This is a genomic window from Nocardia sp. NPDC056000 (assembly GCF_042269265.1).
Classification (GTDB): Bacteria; Actinomycetota; Actinomycetes; order Mycobacteriales; family Mycobacteriaceae; genus Nocardia.
The window spans coordinates 467,028-487,792 of sequence record NZ_JBHJXS010000007.1 but is presented as its reverse complement, the minus strand read 5'-3'; the positions used below and the strand labels follow the sequence as shown (position 1 = coordinate 487,792).

Sequence of the window (20,765 nt, the reverse complement as noted above, 5' to 3'; positions counted from 1 at the left end):
ACCACACGGGGTTCGGGGGGGTCGGGCAGGTGCGCGACCGCCGTCACCCACGTCATCTCAGACACCGGCCCGGCTCGCGTCGGCGGTGAGTTCGCCGTCGCCTTCGGCCTTGGCGGTTGGTTTGCCGTTGCCGTTGCTGTTGGGTTCGTCTTTGCCGTTGGCGGCGGTCCCGTTGCGGGCCGCTTCGACTGCCCAGTACACCGCCTCGGGGGTGGCCGGGGCGGCGAGTTCGACGCTCACACCCGCGGGGCCGAATGCCGCCGCGGCCTGGCGCAGCGCCTCGCGCACCGAGAACGCGAGCATGAAAGGCGGTTCGCCGACGGCCTTTCCGCCGAAGACCGCGCCCTCCTCGGTGGCGTTCGCCAGCAGCGTCACGTTGAAGGTCTCGGGCATCTCGGAGAAGCTGGGCAGCTTGTAGGTGCTGGCCGCCTGCGTCAGCAGCCGTCCCTGTCCGGGTCCGGCCGTGGTGTCCCAGCGCGGATCCTCGAGGGTGAGCCAGCCCGCGCCCTGTACGAATCCACCCTCGACCTGGCCGATATCGATGAGCGGGGAGAGGCTGTCGCCGACATCGTGCACGATATCGACGCGGCGGATGCGGTACGCGCCGGTGTAGCCGTCGACCTCCACCTCGGTGGCCGCCGCACCGTAGGCGAAGTATTTGAACGGCGAACCGTGCATGGTCGCCGAATCCCAGTGCAGGCCCTCGGTGCGGTAGAAACCGGTCGCGGACAACTGAACTCGTCGCCAGTAGGCACTGTTCACCAGGTCGTCCCAGTCGATGCCGGTCTCGCCTGCGTCGGCTGCCTCACCGGCCTCAACTCTCTTACCTGCTTCGCCCGCGTTGGCTGCCTCGCCCGCCGCGAATGGCCGAGCCACCCCGTCGACGATCCGCACCTGGGCGGGCTCGACTCCGAATCGCGACGCGGCGACCTCCACCAGCCGCCCGCGCAGCTGCTCGCACGCGTCCTTCACCGCCGCGCCATTGAGATCCGCGCCGGAGCTGGCGGCCGTCGCGGATGTGTTGGGCACCTTGTCCGTTCGAGTGGGCGCGAGCCGAACCTTGTGCAGCGGAATGCCGAGCGTGGTTGCGGCCACCTGCAACATTTTGGTGTGCAGGCCCTGGCCCATCTCGGTGCCGCCGTGATTGATCAGTACCGAGCCGTCCTTGTAGATCAGCACCAGCGCACCGGCCTGATTGAACGCGGTCAGGTTGAAGGAGATACCGAACTTCACACCGGTGAGCGCGAGTCCTCGCTTGGTATGGGGGTGCGCGGCGTTGAATGCCGCGATCTCGCGCTGCCGCTCGCGAACATCGCCGTTCTCGATCACCTGATCCCAGGTCGCGGCAATGCGTTCGGGATGGCGCACCGGCTGGCCGTACGGGGTGTGCTGTCCGGCTCGATAGAAGTTGCGCTGACGCAACTCCAATGGGTCCAGACCCAGCAGGGGAGCGCAGCGTCCGAGAATGTCCTCCATGACGATCATGCCCTGCGGACCGCCGAAACCGCGGAAGGCGGTATTGGAGGTCTTGTTCGTCTTGGCGATGCGACCGCCGATGCGCGCGTTGGGAATCCAGTAGATGTTGTCGATATGGCAGAGCGCGCGGGCCAGCACCGGTTCGGACAGGTCCAGGCTCCAGCCGCCGTCGGCGGTCAGCGTGGCATCGAGCGCGAGCAGATGTCCGTCGGCGTCGAAGCCGACGCGCCACGCGGCGTGGAAGCCATGCCGCTTACCGGACATGGTCATATCCTGAGTTCGGTTGAGCCGCACTCGAACCGGCCGTCCGGTGAGTCGTGCGCCCAATGCGGCGACGGCCGCGAAGCCGTGCGGTTGCATCTCCTTACCGCCGAAACCGCCACCCATGCGCAGACATTGCACGGTCACCTCGGAACTGCGCAGTCCGAGCACATGCGCCACGATCTCCTGGGTCTCGGACGGATGCTGGGTGCTGCTCTGCACGAACACCTGCCCGCCCTCGTCGATATGGGCAAGTGCCGCATGGGTTTCCAGGTAGAAGTGCTCCTGATCGGCGAACTGGAACTCGCCGCTGAACACATGCGCCGACGCGGCGAATCCGGCGTCGGTGTCTCCGGTCCGCACCACCGGCTGGGCGCCTTGGAAGCTGTCGGCCGCCACAGCCTCAGCGATGGTGATGAGCGCGGGCAGCGGATCGAGATCGACCTCGACGGCCGCCGCGCCGCGCCGGGCGGCCTCCAGCGTGTCACCGAGTACCCAGCACACCGCGTGCCCGTAGAAGCAGATCTCATCGGTGGGGAACAGCGGCTCGTCGTGCTTGACGCCCGCGTCGTTGACGCCGGGGACATCGGCGGCGGTGAGGACCCGGATCACGCCCGGGACGGTGAGCGCGGGTTCGGTGCGCAGTGCGCGGATGCGCGCGTGTGCCCGCATGACCTGTACCGGATACGCGTGCAGCACATCCTTGGTCCGATACACCAGATCGTCTGTGTAGAGCGCTGTTCCGGTGACATGCAGTGCGGCGGCCTCGTGCGGTATGGCCGTGCCGACGCTCGGATTCTCGGGTCGCTGTGACAGCGTGCTCATGACGGCACCGCCTCGGTGGATTCGGCGAACAGTTTGCGCAGGCTCTGACCGAGCATCGCGGTGCGGTAGTTCGCGCTGGCGCGGTGATCGTCCTGCGGGGTGCCCTCGGTACACAGCACCCGTGCCGCGGCGGCGACGGTCTCCTCGGTCCACGGCTGATCGGTAAGCGCCGCTTCGGTTTTCAGCGCACGCAGCGGTGTCGCGGCCACTCCGCCGAGGCCGATGCGTGCGCTGCGGACTACGCCGTCGTCGATATCGAGGGCGAAAGCGACCGCGACACTGGAGATATCGTCGAAGCGCCGTTTGGCGATCTTATGGAAAGCAGTCAGCGGTGACAGCGGCAGCGGGATGCGGATACCGCGGATCAATTCGTCCGGTCGCCGGAGTGTCTGCCGGTAGCCGGTGAAGTAATCGGCCAGTGCCACTTCACGTTCGGCGTCCGAATCGACCAGAACCAGGGTCGCGTCCAAGGCCAGCAGCACCGGCGGGGCATCGCCGATCGGCGACGCGGTGCCCAAATTGCCGCCGAGGGTGGCGCTGTTGCGAATGAGCCGGGAGGCGAACTGCGGGAACAGCTTCGCGAGCAGCGGCACCCGCCCCGCCAGGCGGCGTTCGATTTCGGTGAGCGTGAGCGCGGCTCCGATATCGATGTGATCGGATTCGATACGCAGACCACGTAATTCGGGTAGTCGGTCGACCGCGAGCACGTATTCCGCGCGGCGCGCACGGATATTGACCTCCACACCCCAGTCGGTGCATCCCGCTACGACCACGGCCTCCGGATGTTCGCGCAACAGCCGCAGGGCCTCGGTCAGATTCGCCGGTCGCACGAAGGTGTTTCCGTGCTCGTGCAGCACGGTCGGAACAGGTTCCGGCGACGGTTCGGTGCGGCGATGCGCGAGCGGGTCGTCGACGGCGGGTGTGCCGACGGCGTACGCGGCGTCGCGAATGGGCCGGTAACCGGTACAGCGGCACAGGTTTCCACTCAGCGCGTGCAGGTCGAATCCGTTCGGCCCGTGCTCACCGTGCCCGTCGCAGGACTCGGGCGTCCGGTCGGGCCGGTAATACTCCGCGGCCATACTGCAGACGAATCCCGGAGTGCAATAACCACATTGGGATCCACCGCGCACCGCCATCTCGCGCTGTACCGGATGCGGCGCGGACACCGATCCGAGCCCCTCCGCGGTGACGACCTCCTGACCATCCAGAGCCGCCGCAGGAATCAGGCAGGCATTGACCGCGACCCATTCGGTGAGCTCGGTAACGCCGGGCCGGGCCACCAACACCGAGCACGCACCGCATTCCCCTTCCGCGCAGCCTTCTTTGGCTCCGGTGAGCCCGCGATCACGCAGGAAATCCAGCAGGCTGGTGTGCGGTGTCGCAACCGAAAGCGATGCGCCGACACCGTTGATAGTGATGTGTGCGGCTACCATCTCACGCCGCCCCTGCCGTACCCGGACGTGTGCATATCTGGAGTCGCCATTCTAGGCCGCTTTCTATTTCGAGTGCGCGATCGCGAGGCGAGCGCGAATCAGGACAGGACGAAAGCGGTTATCAGATCCCGTGCGCGACGCGACCAGGCACCCAGGCGGCCCGATGAGCAAGGCGACGAAGATCGGAACAAGCGACCATCCTGGGCCTCCTCTCGGGCTTCCGGTGCCGGTATGCAGTGAAAGTACGTCGGCCCGGCGTGCCGGTCAACGCGAAACACCCTGTCATCACATGATCTATCGGGGAACTACAGACTTCGGGTCCGCGGGGAACACTCCGGCTGGATCATCGCACGAACGCCGCATCCCAAGCTGGAGGGTCGTGGCGGTACTCGCCTGACCGGGCGTGAAGCCGACGGAACGTCACAGTGCGGCACACTGTGTGCCGAAACTCGTCCCGTGGGTGCACAGCGCGGTCGGCCGAGAGTGTTTCTCCTACAGTGGCAGTAGCAGCACAACGAGCGAAGGGGCGACCGTGTCCACATCCCTCGTCAAGGGTCAGAACGGGCCGTTGACCGTCGACAATCTGGTGATTTCCGTACAGGTGGCCGCTCCGGCGGATCTGTCGGCACTATTGGTGACCGAGCAGGGGCGTGTGCGCTCGGACGCGGACTTCGTCTTCTTCAACCAGCCCATCGGACCCGGTGTTCGATTGCGGCCGTCGGCGCCCGGACAGCCTGCGGCACTGACGATTTCGCTGGCGCAGGTGCCGCCCGATATCGCCCAGATACGGGCGGTGATCACCCTCGATCAGCCGGGCGCCACCTTCGGAGGTATGCCGGCGCCCATCGCCGTGGTGGCCGAGGCCACGGGAAACCCGTTGTACGACTATCGCATCGGGGATTTGAGCACCGAATCGATCGTCATCGCGCTGGAGTTGTATCGGCGCGCGAACGCCTGGAAGGTGCGGGCGGTCGGACAAGGCTACGCGGGCGGATTCGCCGCGCTGGTCACCGACCACGGCGTCACCGTGGACGATGCGACACATGCCGCGTCCGCGCGCGTCTCGCCTGCGCCCCCGCCCGCCGCGACGGGAACCCGGCCACCATCGCCTCCGGCTTATCCGCCGACCCCACCGCCGCAGTATCCGCCTGCCGCGGCGTACCCACCACCTCCTGCGTACACACCGCAGCCCGATTACCGCCCGCCCGCCGCACCGGATTCGGCGAATGAGGTGAGTTTGGCCAAGGGTCGTCCGGTCAGCCTCAGCAAGGGGCAGCGAGTCACACTGCGCAAAGAGGGTGGTGTCGAGCTGACAGCGATTCGCATGGGGCTGGGATGGGATCCGGTGAAGAAGGGCGGATTGTTCGGCGGCCGGACCGTCGAGATCGATTTGGACGCTTGGGTGGCGATGTTCGCCGGTGCCCATCTGACCGACGTCGCCTACTACGGTGAACTCGTCTCCAAGGACGGATCCATCCGGCACCAGGGCGATAATCTGACCGGCGCGGGCGAGGGCGATGACGAGGTGATCCTGGTCGACCTCACCCGTGTCCCGGCCGGTATCACCACCTTGCTGTTCGTGGTGACCTCCTATCAGGGCCAGACGTTCGAGCAGGTCAGCAATGCCTACTGCCGACTTGTGGACGGCACGACCAATGCGGAGCTGGCTCGGTACAGCCTCACTGGCGGAATGCCATTCACCGCGTTGGCGATGGCCAAGGTCTTCCGGGTCGGCGGCGACTGGAAGTTGCAGGCCATCGGCGAGGGCTTCCAAGCCAAACACCCCGGCGAAGCGGTGCCCCAGCTCGGGCGGTTCGTGAGCAATTCCTGACCATTCCGAAATGAGAAGCGGGCCGAACCGTTTTCTCCGACATCGGGGTGAGGGTGCGTCAGTAGGTCGCGGTGAATACCACGGCGACGAGCAGCAGCACCAGCAGGATCGCGGACAAGAACACCTGGGGGTGCAGCCCGGCGACGGGCCTGTTATGGAATTCGGGGTCGTGGATGGCGGTGCCGGGGAACAACAGCGCGCCGAGTAGGCCCAGCCATGGCGTGGCCAGGATCGCGCAGGCAGTGAACACCGCGAATTGTTGTCTGTCCCAAGGTGTTACGAGCAGAGCCAGTGCGATGACACCGAGCAGGATCGACATGACGATGTATTGGGCGTCGTGGAATTTCGCGTGCGGCGGCCACCTGTCGTTGCGCATGTGCTGGGCGGCGGTGGCGGGGATGACGAAGTCGGCGAGCAGCGCGCCGAAGGTGGTGACGACTGCGACGAGGATGGCGAGGACGCGGGCGACGGCGAGGGTTGTCACGGGATTCCTTGTGAGTGCGGTGTTTTCGCGTGGTGGCAGCGCAGGAAGTCCTCGACGACCGTGTGTACGTAGTCGAGGTCGAAGGTTCGGTTGGCGACGAGCCTGCGGAAGAAGAGCGGACCGTGCAGTTGATCGACGGCGAGGTCGATATCGAGGTCGTGTGGCAGTTCGGCGCGGGCGATGGCATCGGCCAGGATCGTGCGCACCATGTGGGTGCCCGAGCGGTACAGCGCCTCCTTGACCTCCGCGAATTTCGGGTCGGCACCGGCTCTTTCGATCATCACGCGCATCGCCTGCTCGCTGGCCGGTTCGTGCAGCATCTCCCGGGCTGTGGCCAGCGCGGTCAGCAGGTCGGCGCGCAGGTCACCGGTCGGCTGAGACTGGGCGAGGGTGATGTGCAGGGTGATGGTGGCGCGCACCAGATCGGTCGGCTCCGGCCACAGCCGGTACAGCGTGGCGCGGCTGATCCCGCTGCGTGCCGCGACGGCGGCATGAGTCAGACCGGCCGCACCCTGCTCGATCAACAGGTCCCGGGCCGATGCGAGCGCGGCATCGCGACTACGCACCGTACGTGGATCCGGTGGTCGCACCACACCTCCTGTGAGACAGTTTGTTTCGAAGTTACGAGACAAACTGTATCGAAGTGTGGTGGATGTGGGAAGGGCGATCCGTGGGTCCGATGTCGTCCCTGGTCGGCGGCGCGGCGGTAAGCAATTCCTCATCGCCGCACTGGAACTCGGCGAACAGGTAGAGGGCGTCAGCTGATTCGAGGATCTCCATCTACGTCACCGCCATGGCGAGTGTGGCGGGTTTCGTACCACTGGTCACCCGCCGGGGCACCGTCCAGATTCCAGCTCCAGGACTGGGTGGGAGTGATTCGCACGTAATAGCCGGGTCCGACCATCCCCGTGCGTTCTACGGGCGGTTCGGCGAGTCCGTAGATGCGCAGGCCGCGCGCGATGAACGGATCGAGTGAGACCAGGTCATCGATCACGAGTGCTACCTCGGCGTTGCCGTCGGCGATATTGCGCGCTTTGCGTGTGCGGAGGAAGGTCGATGCGCCACCGACCCAGAAGTGGGTGCCGTCGAACTCGAGAGCCACCGGGACGACATCGGGTTGCCCGTCGGTGGCGCGGGTCGCCAGGCGAGCCAACGGTTGCGATCGGAGATAGTCGATTTCAGCATCGGTGAAGGTCATGCCATCCGAGTATTCCGTCTCGCGACCGAACTCGGCCGCAAAGGTGCCGAGCAGACCAACGCCCACCCGCCCCCTACTGCTGGGCGGCTGGGCGGTCGAGGGCATCGGATGATGCCCGGGCTGCTCAGGATTGAATGAATGCGAGCAGGTCGGCGTTGATGGTCGCGGCCTCGGTGGTCGGCATTCCGTGCGGGAAGCCCGGGTAGGTCTTCAGCGTGCTGTTGGGCAGCAGTTCGGCCGAGCGGATGGCGGCGTCCTGGATCGGGACCACCTGATCGTCCTCACCGTGCAGCACCAGGGTGGGAATGGTGATCTTGGTGAGTTCTTCGGTGAAGTCGGTCTGGGAGAACGCGACGACACCGTCGTAGTGCGCCTTGGCCCCGCCCGCCATGCCCTGGCGCCACCAGTTGGCGATGATGCCCTCCGACGGCTGCGCGCCGGGACGGTTGTAGCCGTAGAACGGTCCCTCGGCGAAGGTACGGAAGAAGTCCGCCCGGTTGGTGGCGACCTGCTCCTGGATGCCGTCGAACACCGACTTGTCCAGCCCGCCCGGGTTGTCAGCGGTCTTGACCATGATCGGCGGCACCGCACTGATCAGCACGGCCTTGGCCGCGCGGTCCTGTCCGTGGCGCGAGAGGTAGCGGACGACTTCGCCGCCGCCAGTGGAGTGGCCGATGTGGACGGCGTTGGTCAGGTCGAGGTGGTTGACGACCGCGGCCAGGTCGTCGGCGTAGTGGTCCATATCGTGGCCGTCGGCGACCTGCGCCGAGCGACCGTGTCCGCGCCGGTCATGGGCGACCACCCGGAACCCGTGGGACAGGAAGAACATGAGCTGGGCGTCCCAGTCGTCCGAGGACAGTGGCCAGCCGTGGCTGAAGACGATGGGCTGACCGGTGCCCCAGTCCTTGTAGAAGATATCGACGCCATCCGGCGTAGTAATGACAGGCATGTGAAACTCCTTCTGGTCGGATACTCGATGCGTCGCAAGTACGGCTGGAACCTGTTGCAGCACAGAGCTTCTGATCTATTTATCGGCGCGTTGAATGAGTCTTCGCGTTTCGAGGAGCGTGCGCCCCACTTTACGCGCCACGAAAACCGCACTTTCCGCCATGGCCCGGCGTGGTGTCTACCGGGCGGCCTGCTCGATGAAGGCGGCGACCACGCCCGGCTGGGAGACCAGTGACGCGTGTGAGGCGTCGACCTCGGCGGTGTGCGCGCCCATGCGCTGGGCGAAGAAGCGCTCCGCGGCAGGTGGGATCACCCGATCCGAAGCCGAGACCAGATACCAGGTCGGAGTCGTGGCCCAGGAAGCCGGACCGCTGGGCTCCAACAGCGCGGTCGCGGCGATGGAATGCTGATGGGTGATCATATTCGCGGCGGTGGCCGACGAAACATCCTGCGCGAAAACGGTATTGAAGGAATCGGGCGCGACCGATCCTTCGATCCCCGACCCCATGGGTGTCAATGCCAGTGCGGGCGGCTGCAATTGACTGCCGGGGAACCGGAACGGATCCATGGCGATCGCAATCGGTTCGCCCTGCTGTGGCGCGAACGCCGCGATATAGACCATGGCCTTCACATCGGTGTCGTGGACATTTGTGATGACCGCGCCGCCGTAGGAATGCCCGGCCAGCACGATCGGCCCGTCGATCCCCGCGAGCACCTGTTCGATCGCGGCGGCGTCATTGGCCGGACCGCGTAATGGATTGTCCGGCAACATGACTCGATAGCCGTCCGCCCGCAGCGCGGCGGCGACGCCGTCCCAGCTGGTCGCGTCCGCGAAGGCCCCGTGCACGAGCACGATGGTCGGGCGCACGGCGTCGGCGTGCGCGCCCGCGGTGGATGCGGTGAGCGCCCCGGCCACTACGGCGGCGGCGAACGGCAGCCGCGCGAAATTGCGAATGGACATGGTCGCTCCTAGTTGTTCGAATGGGAATCGGCGACCGCGTGTACCGCCTCGATGATCAAGCCCGCCACCGTGTCGGGCTGGCTGGCCGCGATCGAGTGCGAGCCGTTGACCTCGATGGTCTTGGCGCCCATGCGTTCGGCGAACATGCGCTGGGCGTCGGGATGGATCGCGTGATCCTCGGTGGCGACCGCGAACCAGCTCGGCAGCGCCTTCCAGGCGGGTCGCACGCTGAGCGGTTCGCCCAGCGCGGTGCCCGATACCGGCCGCTGACTGATCGCTCCAATGGCGGTGACACTCTCGGGAAGATCCGCGGCGAAGGCCGAATGGAAAAGCTCCCGCTTGATGTAGAACTCCGGCTCCGTGCTGCCCGGATAGGTTCTCGGTTCGATCGAGACACCCAATCCCGGATCGGGATAGTTCGACACCGCTCCCAGCGCACTCTCACCCGTGTCGATACCGAAGGCCGCGACATAGACGAGCCCGGCGGCATTGGCCGATTTGGCTCCCGCATAGGTGATTACGGCACCGCCGTAGGAATGACCGACGAGCAGGACCGGGCCCGCGGTCTGGGCGGCGGCGCTCGCGACGTATTCACCGTCGACGGTGAGTCCGCGCAGCGGATTGGCCAGCGCCTGCGCGCTGATCCCCGCCTCGTGCAGGCGCTCGATCACCTGCGCCCACGCGGATCCATCGGCGAATGCCCCGTGTACCAACAGAACTGTAGGTGTTGCCATGGGTGTTCCTGTTCTACGAATGGTGGTGCTGGTGTTCAGCAGCCATGCGGCCCAACGAGTTCAGAGTGTTTCGATTAGTCCGCCGTCGATCCGGAAATCGGCGCCGGTGACATTGGCGGTTCGGTCGCTGGCCAGCAGCAGCACCAGGTCGGCGACCTCCTGGGGATGGGTGAAGCGGCCTGTGACGCTCTTGGCTGCGGCTTGGCGGACCACCTCGTCGGGATCGGCGGAGGCTGCGGCGCTGACTACGGCGGCGACGCCCTGATCGCCGAGCCACAGCGCCGTGGTGACCGGTCCGGGTGAGATGGTGTTCGCGCGAACACCTTGGGGTCCAAACTCTTTCGACAACGATTTGCTGAAGTTCGACAGGGCGGCTTTGGCGGCGGAGTAGTCGATGACGCCGGGGTCGGGCAGGGTCGCGTTGACCGAACTGATCGTCACGATGGAGGTGCTATCGCGCTGGATCAGGTATGGCAGTGCGGCGCGGGCCGTGCGGACCGCGACGAGCAGGTTCGTGGTCAGGGACCACAGCCAGTCCTCGTCGGTCACCGCGAGGAAACCCTGTACGCGGGGGATGACAGCGCCGACATTGTTGACCACGATGTCTATTCCGCCGAATGCGCTCACCGCCTCATCGATCAATCGCTGGGGTCCGTCGGCGGTGCTGAGATCGATCAACGGTGTTCGCACGCCCTCGCGGGTGGCCAGTTCGGTCAGGTCCGGGCTCCCGGTGCGTGATCCTGCGACTACTGAAACACCTTCGGCGGCAAGTGCTTTCACTACGCTCAGGCCGATGCCCCGGCCTGCTCCGGTCACGACGGCGACTTTGCCCGCGAGGTTCAGGTCGAACATCGCGGTGCTCAGAGCTCCTGGCTCTTCAACCAGGACAGGCAGGCGTCGGCGACTTCGCGCCATCCGTGATCGACGACCAGCGAATGGCCGCGGTCCGGGAACTCCAGGAAGTCGGTGACCGCGTCGGAATGGCGGTACTGCTTCAGGGTCGCCCTGGTGACGGCCTCGGGCACGGTGTGGTCCTTGCCGCCAGTGATCAGCAGGAGTGGGCCGCGCGCTTCGTTGGCGGTGTCGACCTTCGCCGCGGAATGCGGGTTGAAGTTTGCTGCTGCCGCTTCGAAGAGCGGTTTGCCCGGGGCGGGCACCGTCCACCGCTCGTACAGTTCGTCGGATTCCTCGGCCGGAATGGCGTTTCCGAACGCGTACCGGAACTCTTCGGAGGTGAGCGATACCGCCCGGTTCCGGTTGGCGGGGTTCTTGAACACCGGTGTGGTCGAGCGCAGCGCCGAAAGCGGCAGCGGCAGTACGCCTTTGATCTGTGCGGCGTCGATGGCGATTGCGGCGCGGGCACGGTCCTGCCCGAGCAGTTTCTGGGCGACCATACCGCCGAAGGAATGCCCGATCAGGATCGGCAGTTCGGGAAGTTCGGCGATGATCGCGGCATAGTGCTCGACTACGTCATCGATGCCATGGCCCGCCACGCCCTCGGGTGTGGCCCGTGCTGCCTCAACGGTGTCGAGTTCACCGGGCCAGCCCGGCGCGGAGACCTGGTACCCCTGTTCGCCGAACAGGCCGAGCCAGGGTTGCCACGATGTCGAGTGCAGCCAGAGTCCGTGGATGAAAAGAACCGGGGTCACAATGTCTCCCTGCGAGGTCGGTGGAGTTGACCCGTTCATGAGACCTCGCGCGCACCACCCGGCGAATCGGAGAAACCCCCCAGTGTTTTTCTAGTCCCCCGACCCCAGTTTCGAACGAAGCTGTCTGCGGGAGGTCACCGAGAGCTTCCGGAAGATCTTGGTGAGGTGGTATTCGACGGTGGAGGTGCTGATATAGAGCCGCGCTGCGATCTCGGTATTGGTCGCGCCTTCGGCCGCCAATGCGGCGATCTGGGTTTCCTGCGGGGTGAGCTGTGGGTCGGGTGCCAGCGTTCTTCGGTGCACGCGTTCACCGGTGGCGGCGAGTTCGGCACGTGCACGTTCGGCGAAGAGCGGTGCGCGTGCCGCGCAGAACATGTCGTAGGCGAGCCGCAGCTGGACCCGGGCTTCGAGTCGCTGTTTGCGCCGGCGCAGCCACTCGCCGTACAGCAGATGGGTGCGGGCCAGATCGACGACGACTGTGGTCTGCCCGAGCCGATCGATCGCTTCCCGATACAGCGCCGCCGCGGTGTCATCGTTCGCGAGCAATGCCTGCGCCCGTGCCAAAGACCCCAGCGCCCAGGGGGTTCCGCTGGCCCGCGCCTGCGTATCGAGTCTGGCCAGGGCAAGCGCCGCGAGCGCGGTCTCCTGCGCGCGAACCCCCGCCTCGACCATATCCGCGAGCACCAGATTGCTGTGACCGGGCACATCATCGTCATAGAGACACCGCGCCCGCTCCAGCGCCGCGCGATAGTTCCCCAGACTCAACTCGAGCACGATCATGCCGCGCGCGGCCACCGCCGCCTGCATGGCCCGCGAAGGGAAGTCTGCTCCCTCGACACTCGACGCCAGCGCGCGGGCCTGCGCTTCCGCGCCACTCCACACCAGCAGCTCCAGCCGCTGCACGTAGTTCTCCTCCGGCAGCCCGATCACCGTGAGCAACTCATGGGACTCGGTCAGATAGCTCGCGGCCTCCTCGCGCCGACCCGATCGCAGCGAGTCGGTCGCCTGGCATTCCAGAACGACTCGCAATCCGACGAGTGCGCCGTTGTCCCGGTCGAAGTTCCGCAGCCGGGCGAACAGGGTCAGCCTGGCGTTGTCGTCCCACAGCTCATCGCTCGCGAAATGGGCGAAAACCGCTAACGGCATGCCTTGTTCGCCGAGCTCCCCGTCGCGCAGGGCCGCCAGCGCGGTACGCCACCGGGGGACGGCGGCGGCATACCCCTCGCTGATCCGGGTGGCCAGCGCGACGATGCACAGGTCGTGCGCCGATGACGCGGCTCGCCCTTCGAACGCATCCAGCGTCGCGCGTGCGACCTCCGCCAAACTGGTGCCTACGGTGTCTTCCCTGGACAACATCGCCGCGCTCAACGCCTGGGACAGCATGAGCCAGGCCAGATCACCGTCGCCGGGATCCAACTCCGCCGCGGCGGCGAGCAGTAGCGCGGGCTGATCTTCGAAACGGCAGAAGTAGGTCTCGATCGCCGCTTCGAGCCAGCGCGCCCGTCCTCGTATCGCGGGCACCCGGCTGTCCGGGTGCGATTCGCGCAGCAGCCGCTGAGCCGATTGCGGATCACCACACATCAGATACACCTGGGCCGCAACCAATCTCCGCTCATCGCGCCGCGATACCGCGGGCGTCAACTCGGCCGCGCGCGCCAGTAACACCGCCTCGGCCGCATAGCCGCCGCGGGCTCGGGCGCGCTGCGCGGAATTCTCCAGATCACGCGCGACCGCCTCATCGGCACCCGCCGTGGCCGCGGCCAGATGCCAGGCGCGCAGGTCGGGGTCGTGGTCCGGATCGCAGGCCGCGGAGATCGCCTGATGCGCGCGCCGCAAACCACCCGGATGCGCGGCCGTGTGCACGGCGGAACGAATCAGTGGATGGGAGAACGCGAAACCGTTGCCGCGCACCAGCACTCCGGCCTCGACGGCGGGATCGGCGTCGTCCTCGGACAATCCGAGCAGCGCCGCCGCACGCCACAGCAGCGCCTCGTCGCGGATCGGGCTGATCGAGGCGAGCAGCAGCAGATCCCGGGTGCGTTTGCCGAGCGCCTCGATACGCTCGAGGAAACAGGCGGCCAGGCGCGGGCCGATGGGCAGCGGTTCGGGCAATGCCGCTGTGCCGCCCAATTGTTCGGTGGTCAGCGAAGACACCAGGGTCATCAGGGCGAGCGGGTTGCCATCGGTTTGTTCGGTCAGCGTGCGGGCGACGTCGTCATTGAGGAAGCGCGGTGCGGTGCGGGCCAGCAATTCCCGGGCGGCCGGGCCGGGGAGTCCGGCCAGAATGTGCCCCGGCAGACCTTCGAAAAGCGCGCTGTCCGAAGCCAATTCGCGCACCGCGAACAGCATTCCGACACCTTCGGCGTGCAGTCGGCGTGCGACGAAGGTCAATGCCTCACGGGATTCACGATCGAGCCACTGCGCGTCATCGATCAGGCAGACCAGGGGACGCTCGCCCGCCAGTTCCGCGAACAGGCTCAGCGTCGCCAGACCCACCAGGAAGCGGTCGGGCGCGGGGCCCGCGACGAGTCCGAAAGCCGCACCCAGCGCGGCTTTTTGCGGCTCGGGCAGGCGTTCGCGGCGATCGAGGAACGGTCGCACCAGGCGGTGCAGCGCCGCGAATCCCAGGGGCGATTCGGACTCGATGCCCGAGGTTCGCAACACCAGCAGGTCGTGGGCGGTATCGGCGATATGGTCGAGCAAACGGGTCTTGCCGATTCCGGGCGCTCCGGCCAGTACCAGCGCTTCGCTCAGCCCCGCCCGCACCTTGTTCGTGAAGGCTTCCAGCACAAGGCATTCCGCCGCTCTTCCGACCAGCGGCGCGCGGGTCGGCGCGGGCGCGTGTTCCACGATATCGGTCATCAGCGCCGCCTAAGCTCGAGAGTCGATCCACCCGAGTCCGGTTCGGCGATGCTTCCGCGTGTGCCGGACTGTCCTCGTGCTTCCAACACGTCGTGTCGTCCGGATGTCACGCTAGGGCGGCGCGATGCCGAGGTGAATCATCGGCGCGCCAATCGTGCACGCACAGCACACTGCCGTGCCGAATCAGGCAAGTCCGTCAAGGGGCCTGCCGGTCATTGGCTCTGCTGCCACTCCCGTGGTGACATGCCGTAAGCGTCGCGGAAGCGGCGAGCGAAATGCGCCGGATTGGCGAAGCCCCATCTGCGCCCTACCACCGCGATCGGTACGGTACGACCCTGCCGAGCGAGATCGGCCCGCGCGCCCTCGAGCCGAGCGCTGATAATCCACTGGCTCAACGGGATTCCCCGTGCAGACCAGACATTGTACAAATGCCGGACCGAGATATTGTGTGCCCGCGCGATCTGCTCGGCGTTCAGACCGGGGTCACCGAGATGCTGTTCCACATAGGCGGCTATCCGCAAATACAGCGTGTCATGCAGGTCCGCATGTTGGCGCGGGTCGGCGGCCGCGGTGGTGATCAGCGCCCGAACCAATTGGGTGGTCGCCGATTTGAGCATGATTCGGGCGGGCCCGGGTTCGATATCACCCTCTTCGCCGAGTGCGGCGATATGGGCAGAGACCAATCCGTACAGCGGACTCGATTTGAGTCGGGGAGCCGCGCTGCGGACGGTTTCGATGGGCAGCGCGAGCTGGTCGTAGTCGAAGATCAGCACCTTGGAGCCGCCGATACCGCTCGACGAATAGTCCGAGACGCTGGTGCCGTCGGTGAGCGAGAGTTCGCCGACCTCGATGACCTGATCCGCGCCGCAGTGCGAAAAAGTGCCGGACCCGGTCAATTGCACCCCGAGCCCGACACGTTCGGGTGCGGCAACGCGCAGCTGTTTATCGCCGCGCAGCACACTCAGACCGGTACCGACGACCTGTGTGGCGTGCACGCCCTCGCCCAGATCCCACACGGTGAACCGGTGCCACAACTGACCGGCCACCGACCCGAGCCGATTGATCGACGGAATCTCGGTGTCGGACAAAAGGTCCTGCGCCGCCTCGATCCGCTCACTCGCCGGAAGTAGACCGGTATCCAACACAACGACCACGCCGTACCTCCCGCGGACCCGCAGTAGAGATGCGAGTCCGTGAGACAGCCTAGCCAGGATTCGGGCTCAACCTCCACTTATCGGGGATTGATGGATGGGATCCACCCAGAGCACGGTGCTCGGCTGCTCCGCCGCGTCGATATCGAGATTGACCACGACCGCTTCGCTATCGCTGCGCACCAGCACGCATTCCAGCGGTTCATCGGAGCTGGCATTGATTTCCTGATGCGGGACAAAGGGCGGAACGAAAATGAAATCGCCGGGCTCGGCTTCGGCGACGAATTCGAGGTGCTCACCCCAGCGCATCCGGGCGCGCCCGCGCACGATATAGATGACGCTTTCCAATTCGCCATGGTGATGCGCGCCGGTCTTGGCATCGGGGTGGATGGTGACCGTACCCGCCCAGAGCTTCTGCGCGCCGACGCGAGCGGCATCGATCGCCGCCGCTCGGTTCATGCCCGGAGTCTGCGGTGTGTTCGTATCGAGTTGATTCGATTTGACCACACGTACCCCGTTGTCCCGCCAGTTACCTTCATCGGGTGAATTCGGCTGCGGTGCATCCACTGTCACGTCCATGCCCCTCTGATCGGTTGGTGTCGAAGTCTATTCGACGCTTTCGTATGCCCACGCCGGTCAGAACGACTGGCCGGGTAGCGGCAGGATGCCGAGGTTGGCGTCGAGCCCGCCGTCGACCACGAGGGTGGTGCCGGTGATGTAGCCGGCGGCGGGGGAGGCCAGGAACCAGATCGCCTCGGCCTGCTCGCGTGGTTCGGCGAATCGCCCGAGCGGGATCCGGCGTTCTATCGCGGCCAGCAGGGCCGGATCCTCATGCACGTTGGCGGTGATACCGGTGCGGGTGAGTCCGGGAGCGAGGGCGTTGACCCGAATCCCCTGTGCCGCATAGTGGATCGCGAACGCCCGGACCAGATTGATCAAAGCCGCATTGGACGCGTTGTAGGCCCAGTTCCCCGGGTATCTGCGGTCTTCACCACATCGGTCGCCGGTCTGCGCGGCGACGGGGAGCCGCCGGTTCCGGCATTGAGCACGACGGTATCGATGCGGCCGAACCTGTCGAGCGCTGTCGCGATCGCCGTTCGGTTCACCTCCTCGCCTGAGACGTCGCCGGAAATGGTCACGATGTTCTCGCCCAAGTCGGTCAATCCCTGTGGCGAAATATCGACGGCGACAACATGTTTCCCGCGTTCGGCGAACAACTGAGCGGTGGCGCGGCCGATGCCGGACGCAGCACCGGTGACGATCGCGACGCGGCGGTCACCGGTGGGGGAGGGCTCGGTCATGGATGCCTTTCGGACGTCGGCTGCCGGGGTCGCCGGACGACTTCAGCACGCATTATTTGCCCGGTCAATGATTTCGACACAGGCGATTTCGAATCGCCGCCCCTGACGGAAGTCGCGGGATAATGCCCGCCACGACCCATTGGGAGACCATCCGGTCAGCAGTGCGCGGACTTGGGAATGATCACAGACTTTCGCGGCCGTGCTGGTCAGAGGGCTATCGCATGTCGTTCACTCGGAATCCTGATATTGCCCGGCGTCTTGGTGCGGCGCGGGCGCAGGGTGCTCGGCGGTAGGAATCGAGGTCAGTCATGGTCGCGTCCGGCGTACTCATCGATACGGGGTATTCGATCGAATCCCGCTGGCGCACAATCAGATACCGAACGCTCGCGGCGGGCTTGGCGTTGCTGCTGTGTGTGCTCAGCGCGGCGATCGGTCATGCCGAGCCCTCGGAACCGGTGCGCGCGCCCGATGGTTCGCGACTGGACCGCATCGAGCCGGTGCACGACCGCGTGAGCGATATGTTCGTGTACTCCGCCGCCATGAACACCGTCATCCGCAGTCGCGTACTACGCGCGGCCGACCCGAACGCTGCCGCGCCGACCCTGTACCTGCTCAACGGTGCCAACGGCGGTACCGAAGGCAGTTGGTACGACGAGACCGATGTGGCCGAGTTCTTCCACGGCAAACAGGTCAACGTCGTGATCCCGATCGGCGGTGGCGGAAGCTACTTCACCGACTGGGCATTCGATGACCCGATGCTCGGCCGCCCCCGCTGGACAACCTTCCTCACCGCCGAACTACCCCCGATCATCGACCTGGCACTGAATGGCAACGGCGCCAACGCGATTGCAGGCATTTCGATGGCCGGAACCTCGGTCTTCCAACTCGCCCTGGCCGCACCCGGCCGATTCCGGGCCATCGGCTCCTACAGCGGCTGCGTGCGCACCAGCGATCCCATGGGCCAAGCCTTCGTCACCGCGGTGGTTGCCCGCCAGCGCGGCAACGCCCTCAATATGTGGGGCCCGCCCGACGATACGAGGTGGGCGGCCAACGACGCCTACCTGCACGCAGACCGCCTGCGCGGCACCGCGATCTACGTCTCCAGCGGCAGCGGCGTCCCCGGGGATCTGGACACCCCCGAGGGCACCCACGGCGACGTGTTGCACCTGACCTGGCAACTCCTCTTCGGCGCACCACTCGAGGCGATCATGAACATGTGCACAAGGGAACTGCGAGACCGGTTCTCCCAGCTAGGAATTCCCGCCACCTTCGATATGCGCACCACCGGCACCCACTCCTGGGGCTACTGGCAGGAAGACCTGCACCGCTCCTGGCCGGTCTTCGACAAGGCTCTGACTGCGGTCGGGTGATCGAAACCGACGCGTGCAACCACATCTCCGCCGGATCTCGGGAATAGGGGGTTTCACCGGCGCCATTGATGGAAAATCTCTTAGGGTAGCCACATCTGTGGTGGCTCGTCGAAAGAGGCACCATGCCAGACCGATTCGCAACGCAGCGACACCCGCGTCCGGAGCTGGACCGGTCCAGCCTCCGGATCGCCGAATTCGTCGACCAGCTCGCCCGCGCCGGAATCCGGCCCGCCGAGCATTCCCGGCCGAGCACACCCGATGGGGCGCAGTCGGTCTCGGTGATCGGATGGGGTCTGGAGGGCTGCCGTGGCCGTCGACAGGGCTGCGGTCCCGACTGCGTCACCGTGCTGACCACCAACGGGCACCTCGCCCTCACGAGTGAACAACCCGCACGCTCACGCTGGCGGCATATTCGGCCCCGGTACCTGGTCCTGCCTGAACACTCTGTCCTGCACGTGATGCTGGTGCGAGCGGGCGCGCTGCTGCTGCCGCGCCCGATGACAGCCTGAGGTGTGGCCGGTCCACTCTGCGGTGGCCGATGATGTCGTAGGCGGGAGGATTCACACCGCCCCGGCCAATCTTCGACGATGCCGCCCTATGGCGCTGTGAGCGTTCGCTTCACGAAGGTTCGGCAGGCGTGCGCCGCCGCGGGCAAATCGAATGCGTCAGGGGCGATGAGGTATTGGGCCGCGATGCCGCGGACCATGCCGATGACCGCGACGGCCGCGGCGGCGGGGTCGATGTCCGGGGCGACGGTGCCATTGGTTCGGCCCGCGCGCAGCAGGGTTTCGGCGCCGAGGCGGAAGCGGGCGTCGTCGGCGGCGAAGATGGGGCCCAGGGCGGCTTCGGAGGGGATAGCTGCTCCCCACATGACGAAGAAGGCTCGGCTGGTGTCGGCATATCGGACAATTGCTTCGAGGTAGTCCTGGACCAGGTCGGCGAGGATTTCGACCATGTCGGCATCGGATTGCTCGACGGTGGTGAAGTCGATGTCGGCGACGAATCGCGATTGGATGCGTTCGGCGAGGGCGTCGACGAGAGCGGCTTTGGTACCGAAGTGGTGGTTGGCCAGGCCGCGGCTATAACCCGCGAGTTGGCCGACATCGGCCAGGGAGGTTTGGTCGACTCCGCGTTGGGAAAAGAGGGTTTCGGCGGCGTCGAGTAGGGCCTGCCCGGCTTGGGCGGTGCGTTCCTGCTGGGTGCGGCGGGCCGGTGTGGCGATGGATTCGCCGGAGATCTCCTCTGGCGAACGTTGTGAGCGACCCGGCATGCGGCACCCCTTCTCTTGTTGAACGTTCGGCAAGAATAGATGACCTGCGGGCTCACGCTTCGCAATACCCCGTGCGAGCCCGCAGGTCTCGATCACGCCAGGCGGGTGCCGCCGTTCACGGGTACGACCTGTCCGGTCACATAGTTCGACAGCGGTGAGCAGAGCCAGAAAATGGCATCGGCGGCTTCGGAGATCGTTCCGGTGCGGCCCAGCGACACGAACGGCATGGGTTTGGCGGCGTAGATCTCCGCGTCGGTGGGCGGAGAGTCCGGGTCGACGGTGATGCCCATCCGCTGCGCCTGTTTTGCGGGCATGCCGACCTGGATGGTGCGCCCGCCGGTGTGGATCACCTCGCGCTCGGATTGCGGTAGCCCGAAACGGGTTTGGATGACACCGAACGCCACGGCATTCACATTCACCCGCATCGCGCCCCACTCCTGCGCGAGAGTGCGTACCAGGCCGAGCATTCCGGCCTTGGCGGCGGCGTAGTTGGCCGCACCGTCCAAGCCGATCAGACCGGCCATGGAGGAGACCATCACCGTCTTTCGTTGCCGCACAACGCCGTTGGCATTGTCGGCTTGCGCGGCCGCGCGGAACACCGGCGCGCAGGCTCGTGCCAGTCGGAACGGGACGACCAGATGGATGTCGAGCATCGCTTGGAACTGCTCGTCGGTCATGGCGTGCACGCGGCTGTCCCAGGCGTAGCCCGCGTTGTTTACCACGATGTCGAGGTCGCCGTAGTAGTGCAGGGTGTGGTCGACCAGGTCGTCGCAGGCCCCCGGGGACACCAGATCCGCGACGAACGTGGAGGCGCTGTCGGATCCGTACCGCTCGTTGATCGCGGCGACCGTGGCATCGGCCTTGGCTTTGTCCACATCGGCGATGACGACCTTGGCCCCGTTGGCGGCAAGCTGTATCGCGGTGGCACCGCCGATGCCGCGCGATCCACCGGTGACGATGGCGACCTGCCCATCGAGCAGGCTGCTGGTGAGAGTGGGTTCTACGAACATG

Annotated in this window: 20 protein-coding genes and 1 pseudogene; 3 read left to right on the top strand and 18 right to left on the bottom strand. The window is 66.2% G+C overall.

The window, feature by feature from the left end; translation table 11 throughout:
* Nucleotides 1-57 precede the first annotated feature (57 nt).
* Both xdhB and ACFC4D_RS23265 read right to left on the bottom strand, forming a co-directional pair.
* Nucleotides 58-2,562 carry a xanthine dehydrogenase molybdopterin binding subunit gene (gene xdhB / locus ACFC4D_RS23270; RefSeq protein ID WP_376066490.1) on the bottom strand — a complete coding sequence of 835 codons (2,505 nt, stop codon included), beginning with the start codon at nucleotides 2,560-2,562 and terminating at the stop codon, nucleotides 58-60.
* Nucleotides 2,559-3,995 carry a xanthine dehydrogenase small subunit gene (locus tag ACFC4D_RS23265; RefSeq protein ID WP_376066487.1) on the bottom strand — a complete coding sequence of 479 codons (1,437 nt, stop codon included), beginning with the start codon at nucleotides 3,993-3,995 and terminating at the stop codon, nucleotides 2,559-2,561. The genes xdhB and ACFC4D_RS23265 overlap by 4 nt, the downstream gene beginning before the upstream one ends.
* Nucleotides 3,996-4,527: 532 nt before the next feature.
* On the opposite strand from ACFC4D_RS23265, the gene ACFC4D_RS23260 reads away from it, so the two are divergent.
* A complete protein-coding gene (locus tag ACFC4D_RS23260; RefSeq protein WP_376066484.1) occupies nucleotides 4,528-5,826 on the top strand; it encodes a TerD family protein in 1,299 nt (432 codons plus the stop codon).
* Nucleotides 5,827-5,884: 58 nt separating this feature from the next.
* Here the strand turns inward: ACFC4D_RS23260 and ACFC4D_RS23255 are convergent, their stop codons facing one another.
* From ACFC4D_RS23255 to ACFC4D_RS23195, 13 genes are all read right to left on the bottom strand, one after another.
* A complete protein-coding gene (locus ACFC4D_RS23255; protein ID WP_376066482.1) occupies nucleotides 5,885-6,310 on the bottom strand; it encodes a DUF6640 family protein in 426 nt (141 codons plus the stop codon).
* Entirely contained in the window at nucleotides 6,307-6,876 is a 570-nt protein-coding gene (locus ACFC4D_RS23250; RefSeq protein WP_376066480.1) for a TetR/AcrR family transcriptional regulator, read from the bottom strand. Before ACFC4D_RS23250 ends, ACFC4D_RS23255 begins: the two co-directional genes overlap by 4 nt.
* A gap of 191 nt (nucleotides 6,877-7,067) precedes the next feature.
* Nucleotides 7,068-7,508, bottom strand: coding sequence for a PPOX class F420-dependent oxidoreductase (locus ACFC4D_RS23245; RefSeq protein ID WP_376066535.1), 441 nt, complete (start codon nucleotides 7,506-7,508; stop codon nucleotides 7,068-7,070).
* A gap of 124 nt (nucleotides 7,509-7,632) precedes the next feature.
* The gene (locus ACFC4D_RS23240) at nucleotides 7,633-8,457 is read right to left on the bottom strand and encodes an alpha/beta fold hydrolase (protein ID WP_376066478.1); all 825 of its coding nucleotides are present in this window, start codon (nucleotides 8,455-8,457) and stop codon (nucleotides 7,633-7,635) included.
* Nucleotides 8,458-8,634: 177 nt separating this feature from the next.
* Entirely contained in the window at nucleotides 8,635-9,417 is a 783-nt protein-coding gene (locus ACFC4D_RS23235) for an alpha/beta fold hydrolase (RefSeq protein ID WP_376066477.1), read from the bottom strand.
* Between the two features lie 8 nt (nucleotides 9,418-9,425).
* Nucleotides 9,426-10,151 (bottom strand): alpha/beta fold hydrolase, encoded by a 726-nt coding sequence (locus ACFC4D_RS23230; protein WP_376066476.1) that lies wholly within the window; start codon nucleotides 10,149-10,151, stop codon nucleotides 9,426-9,428.
* A 60-nt stretch (nucleotides 10,152-10,211) separates the two neighbouring features.
* Nucleotides 10,212-11,003, bottom strand: coding sequence for an SDR family NAD(P)-dependent oxidoreductase (locus ACFC4D_RS23225; protein ID WP_376066474.1), 792 nt, complete (start codon nucleotides 11,001-11,003; stop codon nucleotides 10,212-10,214).
* Nucleotides 11,004-11,011: 8 nt separating this feature from the next.
* A complete protein-coding gene (locus tag ACFC4D_RS23220) occupies nucleotides 11,012-11,800 on the bottom strand; it encodes an alpha/beta hydrolase (RefSeq protein WP_376066472.1) in 789 nt (262 codons plus the stop codon).
* A 90-nt stretch (nucleotides 11,801-11,890) separates the two neighbouring features.
* The gene (locus tag ACFC4D_RS23215) at nucleotides 11,891-14,662 is read right to left on the bottom strand and encodes an AAA family ATPase (protein WP_376066470.1); all 2,772 of its coding nucleotides are present in this window, start codon (nucleotides 14,660-14,662) and stop codon (nucleotides 11,891-11,893) included.
* Nucleotides 14,663-14,874: 212 nt separating this feature from the next.
* Nucleotides 14,875-15,816, bottom strand: a complete 942-nt coding sequence (locus tag ACFC4D_RS23210) for a helix-turn-helix domain-containing protein (RefSeq protein ID WP_376066467.1) — start codon at nucleotides 15,814-15,816, stop codon at nucleotides 14,875-14,877.
* Between the two features lie 66 nt (nucleotides 15,817-15,882).
* A complete protein-coding gene (locus tag ACFC4D_RS23205) occupies nucleotides 15,883-16,272 on the bottom strand; it encodes a cupin domain-containing protein (protein ID WP_376066465.1) in 390 nt (129 codons plus the stop codon).
* A 177-nt stretch (nucleotides 16,273-16,449) separates the two neighbouring features.
* Nucleotides 16,450-16,752, bottom strand: a complete 303-nt coding sequence (locus tag ACFC4D_RS23200) for an SDR family oxidoreductase (RefSeq protein WP_376066462.1) — start codon at nucleotides 16,750-16,752, stop codon at nucleotides 16,450-16,452.
* A complete protein-coding gene (locus tag ACFC4D_RS23195; protein ID WP_376066459.1) occupies nucleotides 16,749-17,114 on the bottom strand; it encodes an SDR family oxidoreductase in 366 nt (121 codons plus the stop codon). Before ACFC4D_RS23195 ends, ACFC4D_RS23200 begins: the two co-directional genes overlap by 4 nt.
* A 308-nt stretch (nucleotides 17,115-17,422) precedes the next feature.
* Between ACFC4D_RS23195 and ACFC4D_RS23190 the strand changes: the two genes are divergently transcribed.
* Both ACFC4D_RS23190 and ACFC4D_RS23185 read left to right on the top strand, forming a co-directional pair.
* Complete coding sequence (locus ACFC4D_RS23190; protein WP_376066457.1) at nucleotides 17,423-18,484, top strand: alpha/beta hydrolase; 1,062 nt, start codon at nucleotides 17,423-17,425, stop codon at nucleotides 18,482-18,484.
* Between the two features lie 122 nt (nucleotides 18,485-18,606).
* Entirely contained in the window at nucleotides 18,607-18,993 is a 387-nt protein-coding gene (locus tag ACFC4D_RS23185; protein ID WP_375960243.1) for a hypothetical protein, read from the top strand.
* 86 nt (nucleotides 18,994-19,079) lie between these two features.
* Here ACFC4D_RS23185 and ACFC4D_RS23180 read toward each other — a convergent pair whose 3' ends face one another.
* From ACFC4D_RS23180 to ACFC4D_RS23170, 3 genes and pseudogenes are all read right to left on the bottom strand, one after another.
* Nucleotides 19,080-19,475 (bottom strand): TetR family transcriptional regulator C-terminal domain-containing protein, encoded by a 396-nt coding sequence (locus tag ACFC4D_RS23180; protein ID WP_376066534.1) that lies wholly within the window; start codon nucleotides 19,473-19,475, stop codon nucleotides 19,080-19,082.
* A gap of 27 nt (nucleotides 19,476-19,502) precedes the next feature.
* Nucleotides 19,503-19,754, bottom strand: a pseudogene (locus tag ACFC4D_RS23175) (helix-turn-helix domain-containing protein); the annotation flags it as partial.
* A 92-nt stretch (nucleotides 19,755-19,846) separates the two neighbouring features.
* Nucleotides 19,847-20,764 carry an SDR family NAD(P)-dependent oxidoreductase gene (locus ACFC4D_RS23170; RefSeq protein WP_376066455.1) on the bottom strand — a complete coding sequence of 306 codons (918 nt, stop codon included), beginning with the start codon at nucleotides 20,762-20,764 and terminating at the stop codon, nucleotides 19,847-19,849.
* Nucleotide 20,765: the final 1 nt, after the last annotated feature.

What these genes read in the sequence shown, in the direction of transcription:
- xdhB (WP_376066490.1), bottom strand. Translation starts at nt 2,562, where the DNA reads ATGAGCACGCTGTCACAGCGACCCGAGAATCCGAGCGTCGGCACGGCC.
- ACFC4D_RS23265 (WP_376066487.1), bottom strand. Translation starts at nt 3,995, where the DNA reads ATGGTAGCCGCACACATCACTATCAACGGTGTCGGCGCATCGCTTTCG.
- ACFC4D_RS23245 (WP_376066535.1), bottom strand. Translation starts at nt 7,508, where the DNA reads ATGACCTTCACCGATGCTGAAATCGACTATCTCCGATCGCAACCGTTG.
- ACFC4D_RS23240 (WP_376066478.1), bottom strand. Translation starts at nt 8,457, where the DNA reads ATGCCTGTCATTACTACGCCGGATGGCGTCGATATCTTCTACAAGGAC.
- ACFC4D_RS23235 (WP_376066477.1), bottom strand. Translation starts at nt 9,417, where the DNA reads ATGTCCATTCGCAATTTCGCGCGGCTGCCGTTCGCCGCCGCCGTAGTG.
- ACFC4D_RS23230 (WP_376066476.1), bottom strand. Translation starts at nt 10,151, where the DNA reads ATGGCAACACCTACAGTTCTGTTGGTACACGGGGCATTCGCCGATGGA.
- ACFC4D_RS23225 (WP_376066474.1), bottom strand. Translation starts at nt 11,003, where the DNA reads ATGTTCGACCTGAACCTCGCGGGCAAAGTCGCCGTCGTGACCGGAGCA.
- ACFC4D_RS23215 (WP_376066470.1), bottom strand. Translation starts at nt 14,662, where the DNA reads ATGACCGATATCGTGGAACACGCGCCCGCGCCGACCCGCGCGCCGCTG.
- ACFC4D_RS23205 (WP_376066465.1), bottom strand. Translation starts at nt 16,272, where the DNA reads ATGAACCGAGCGGCGGCGATCGATGCCGCTCGCGTCGGCGCGCAGAAG.
- ACFC4D_RS23195 (WP_376066459.1), bottom strand. Translation starts at nt 17,114, where the DNA reads ATGACCGAGCCCTCCCCCACCGGTGACCGCCGCGTCGCGATCGTCACC.
- ACFC4D_RS23190 (WP_376066457.1), top strand. Translation starts at nt 17,423, where the DNA reads ATGGTCGCGTCCGGCGTACTCATCGATACGGGGTATTCGATCGAATCC.
- ACFC4D_RS23185 (WP_375960243.1), top strand. Translation starts at nt 18,607, where the DNA reads ATGCCAGACCGATTCGCAACGCAGCGACACCCGCGTCCGGAGCTGGAC.
- ACFC4D_RS23170 (WP_376066455.1), bottom strand. Translation starts at nt 20,764, where the DNA reads ATGTTCGTAGAACCCACTCTCACCAGCAGCCTGCTCGATGGGCAGGTC.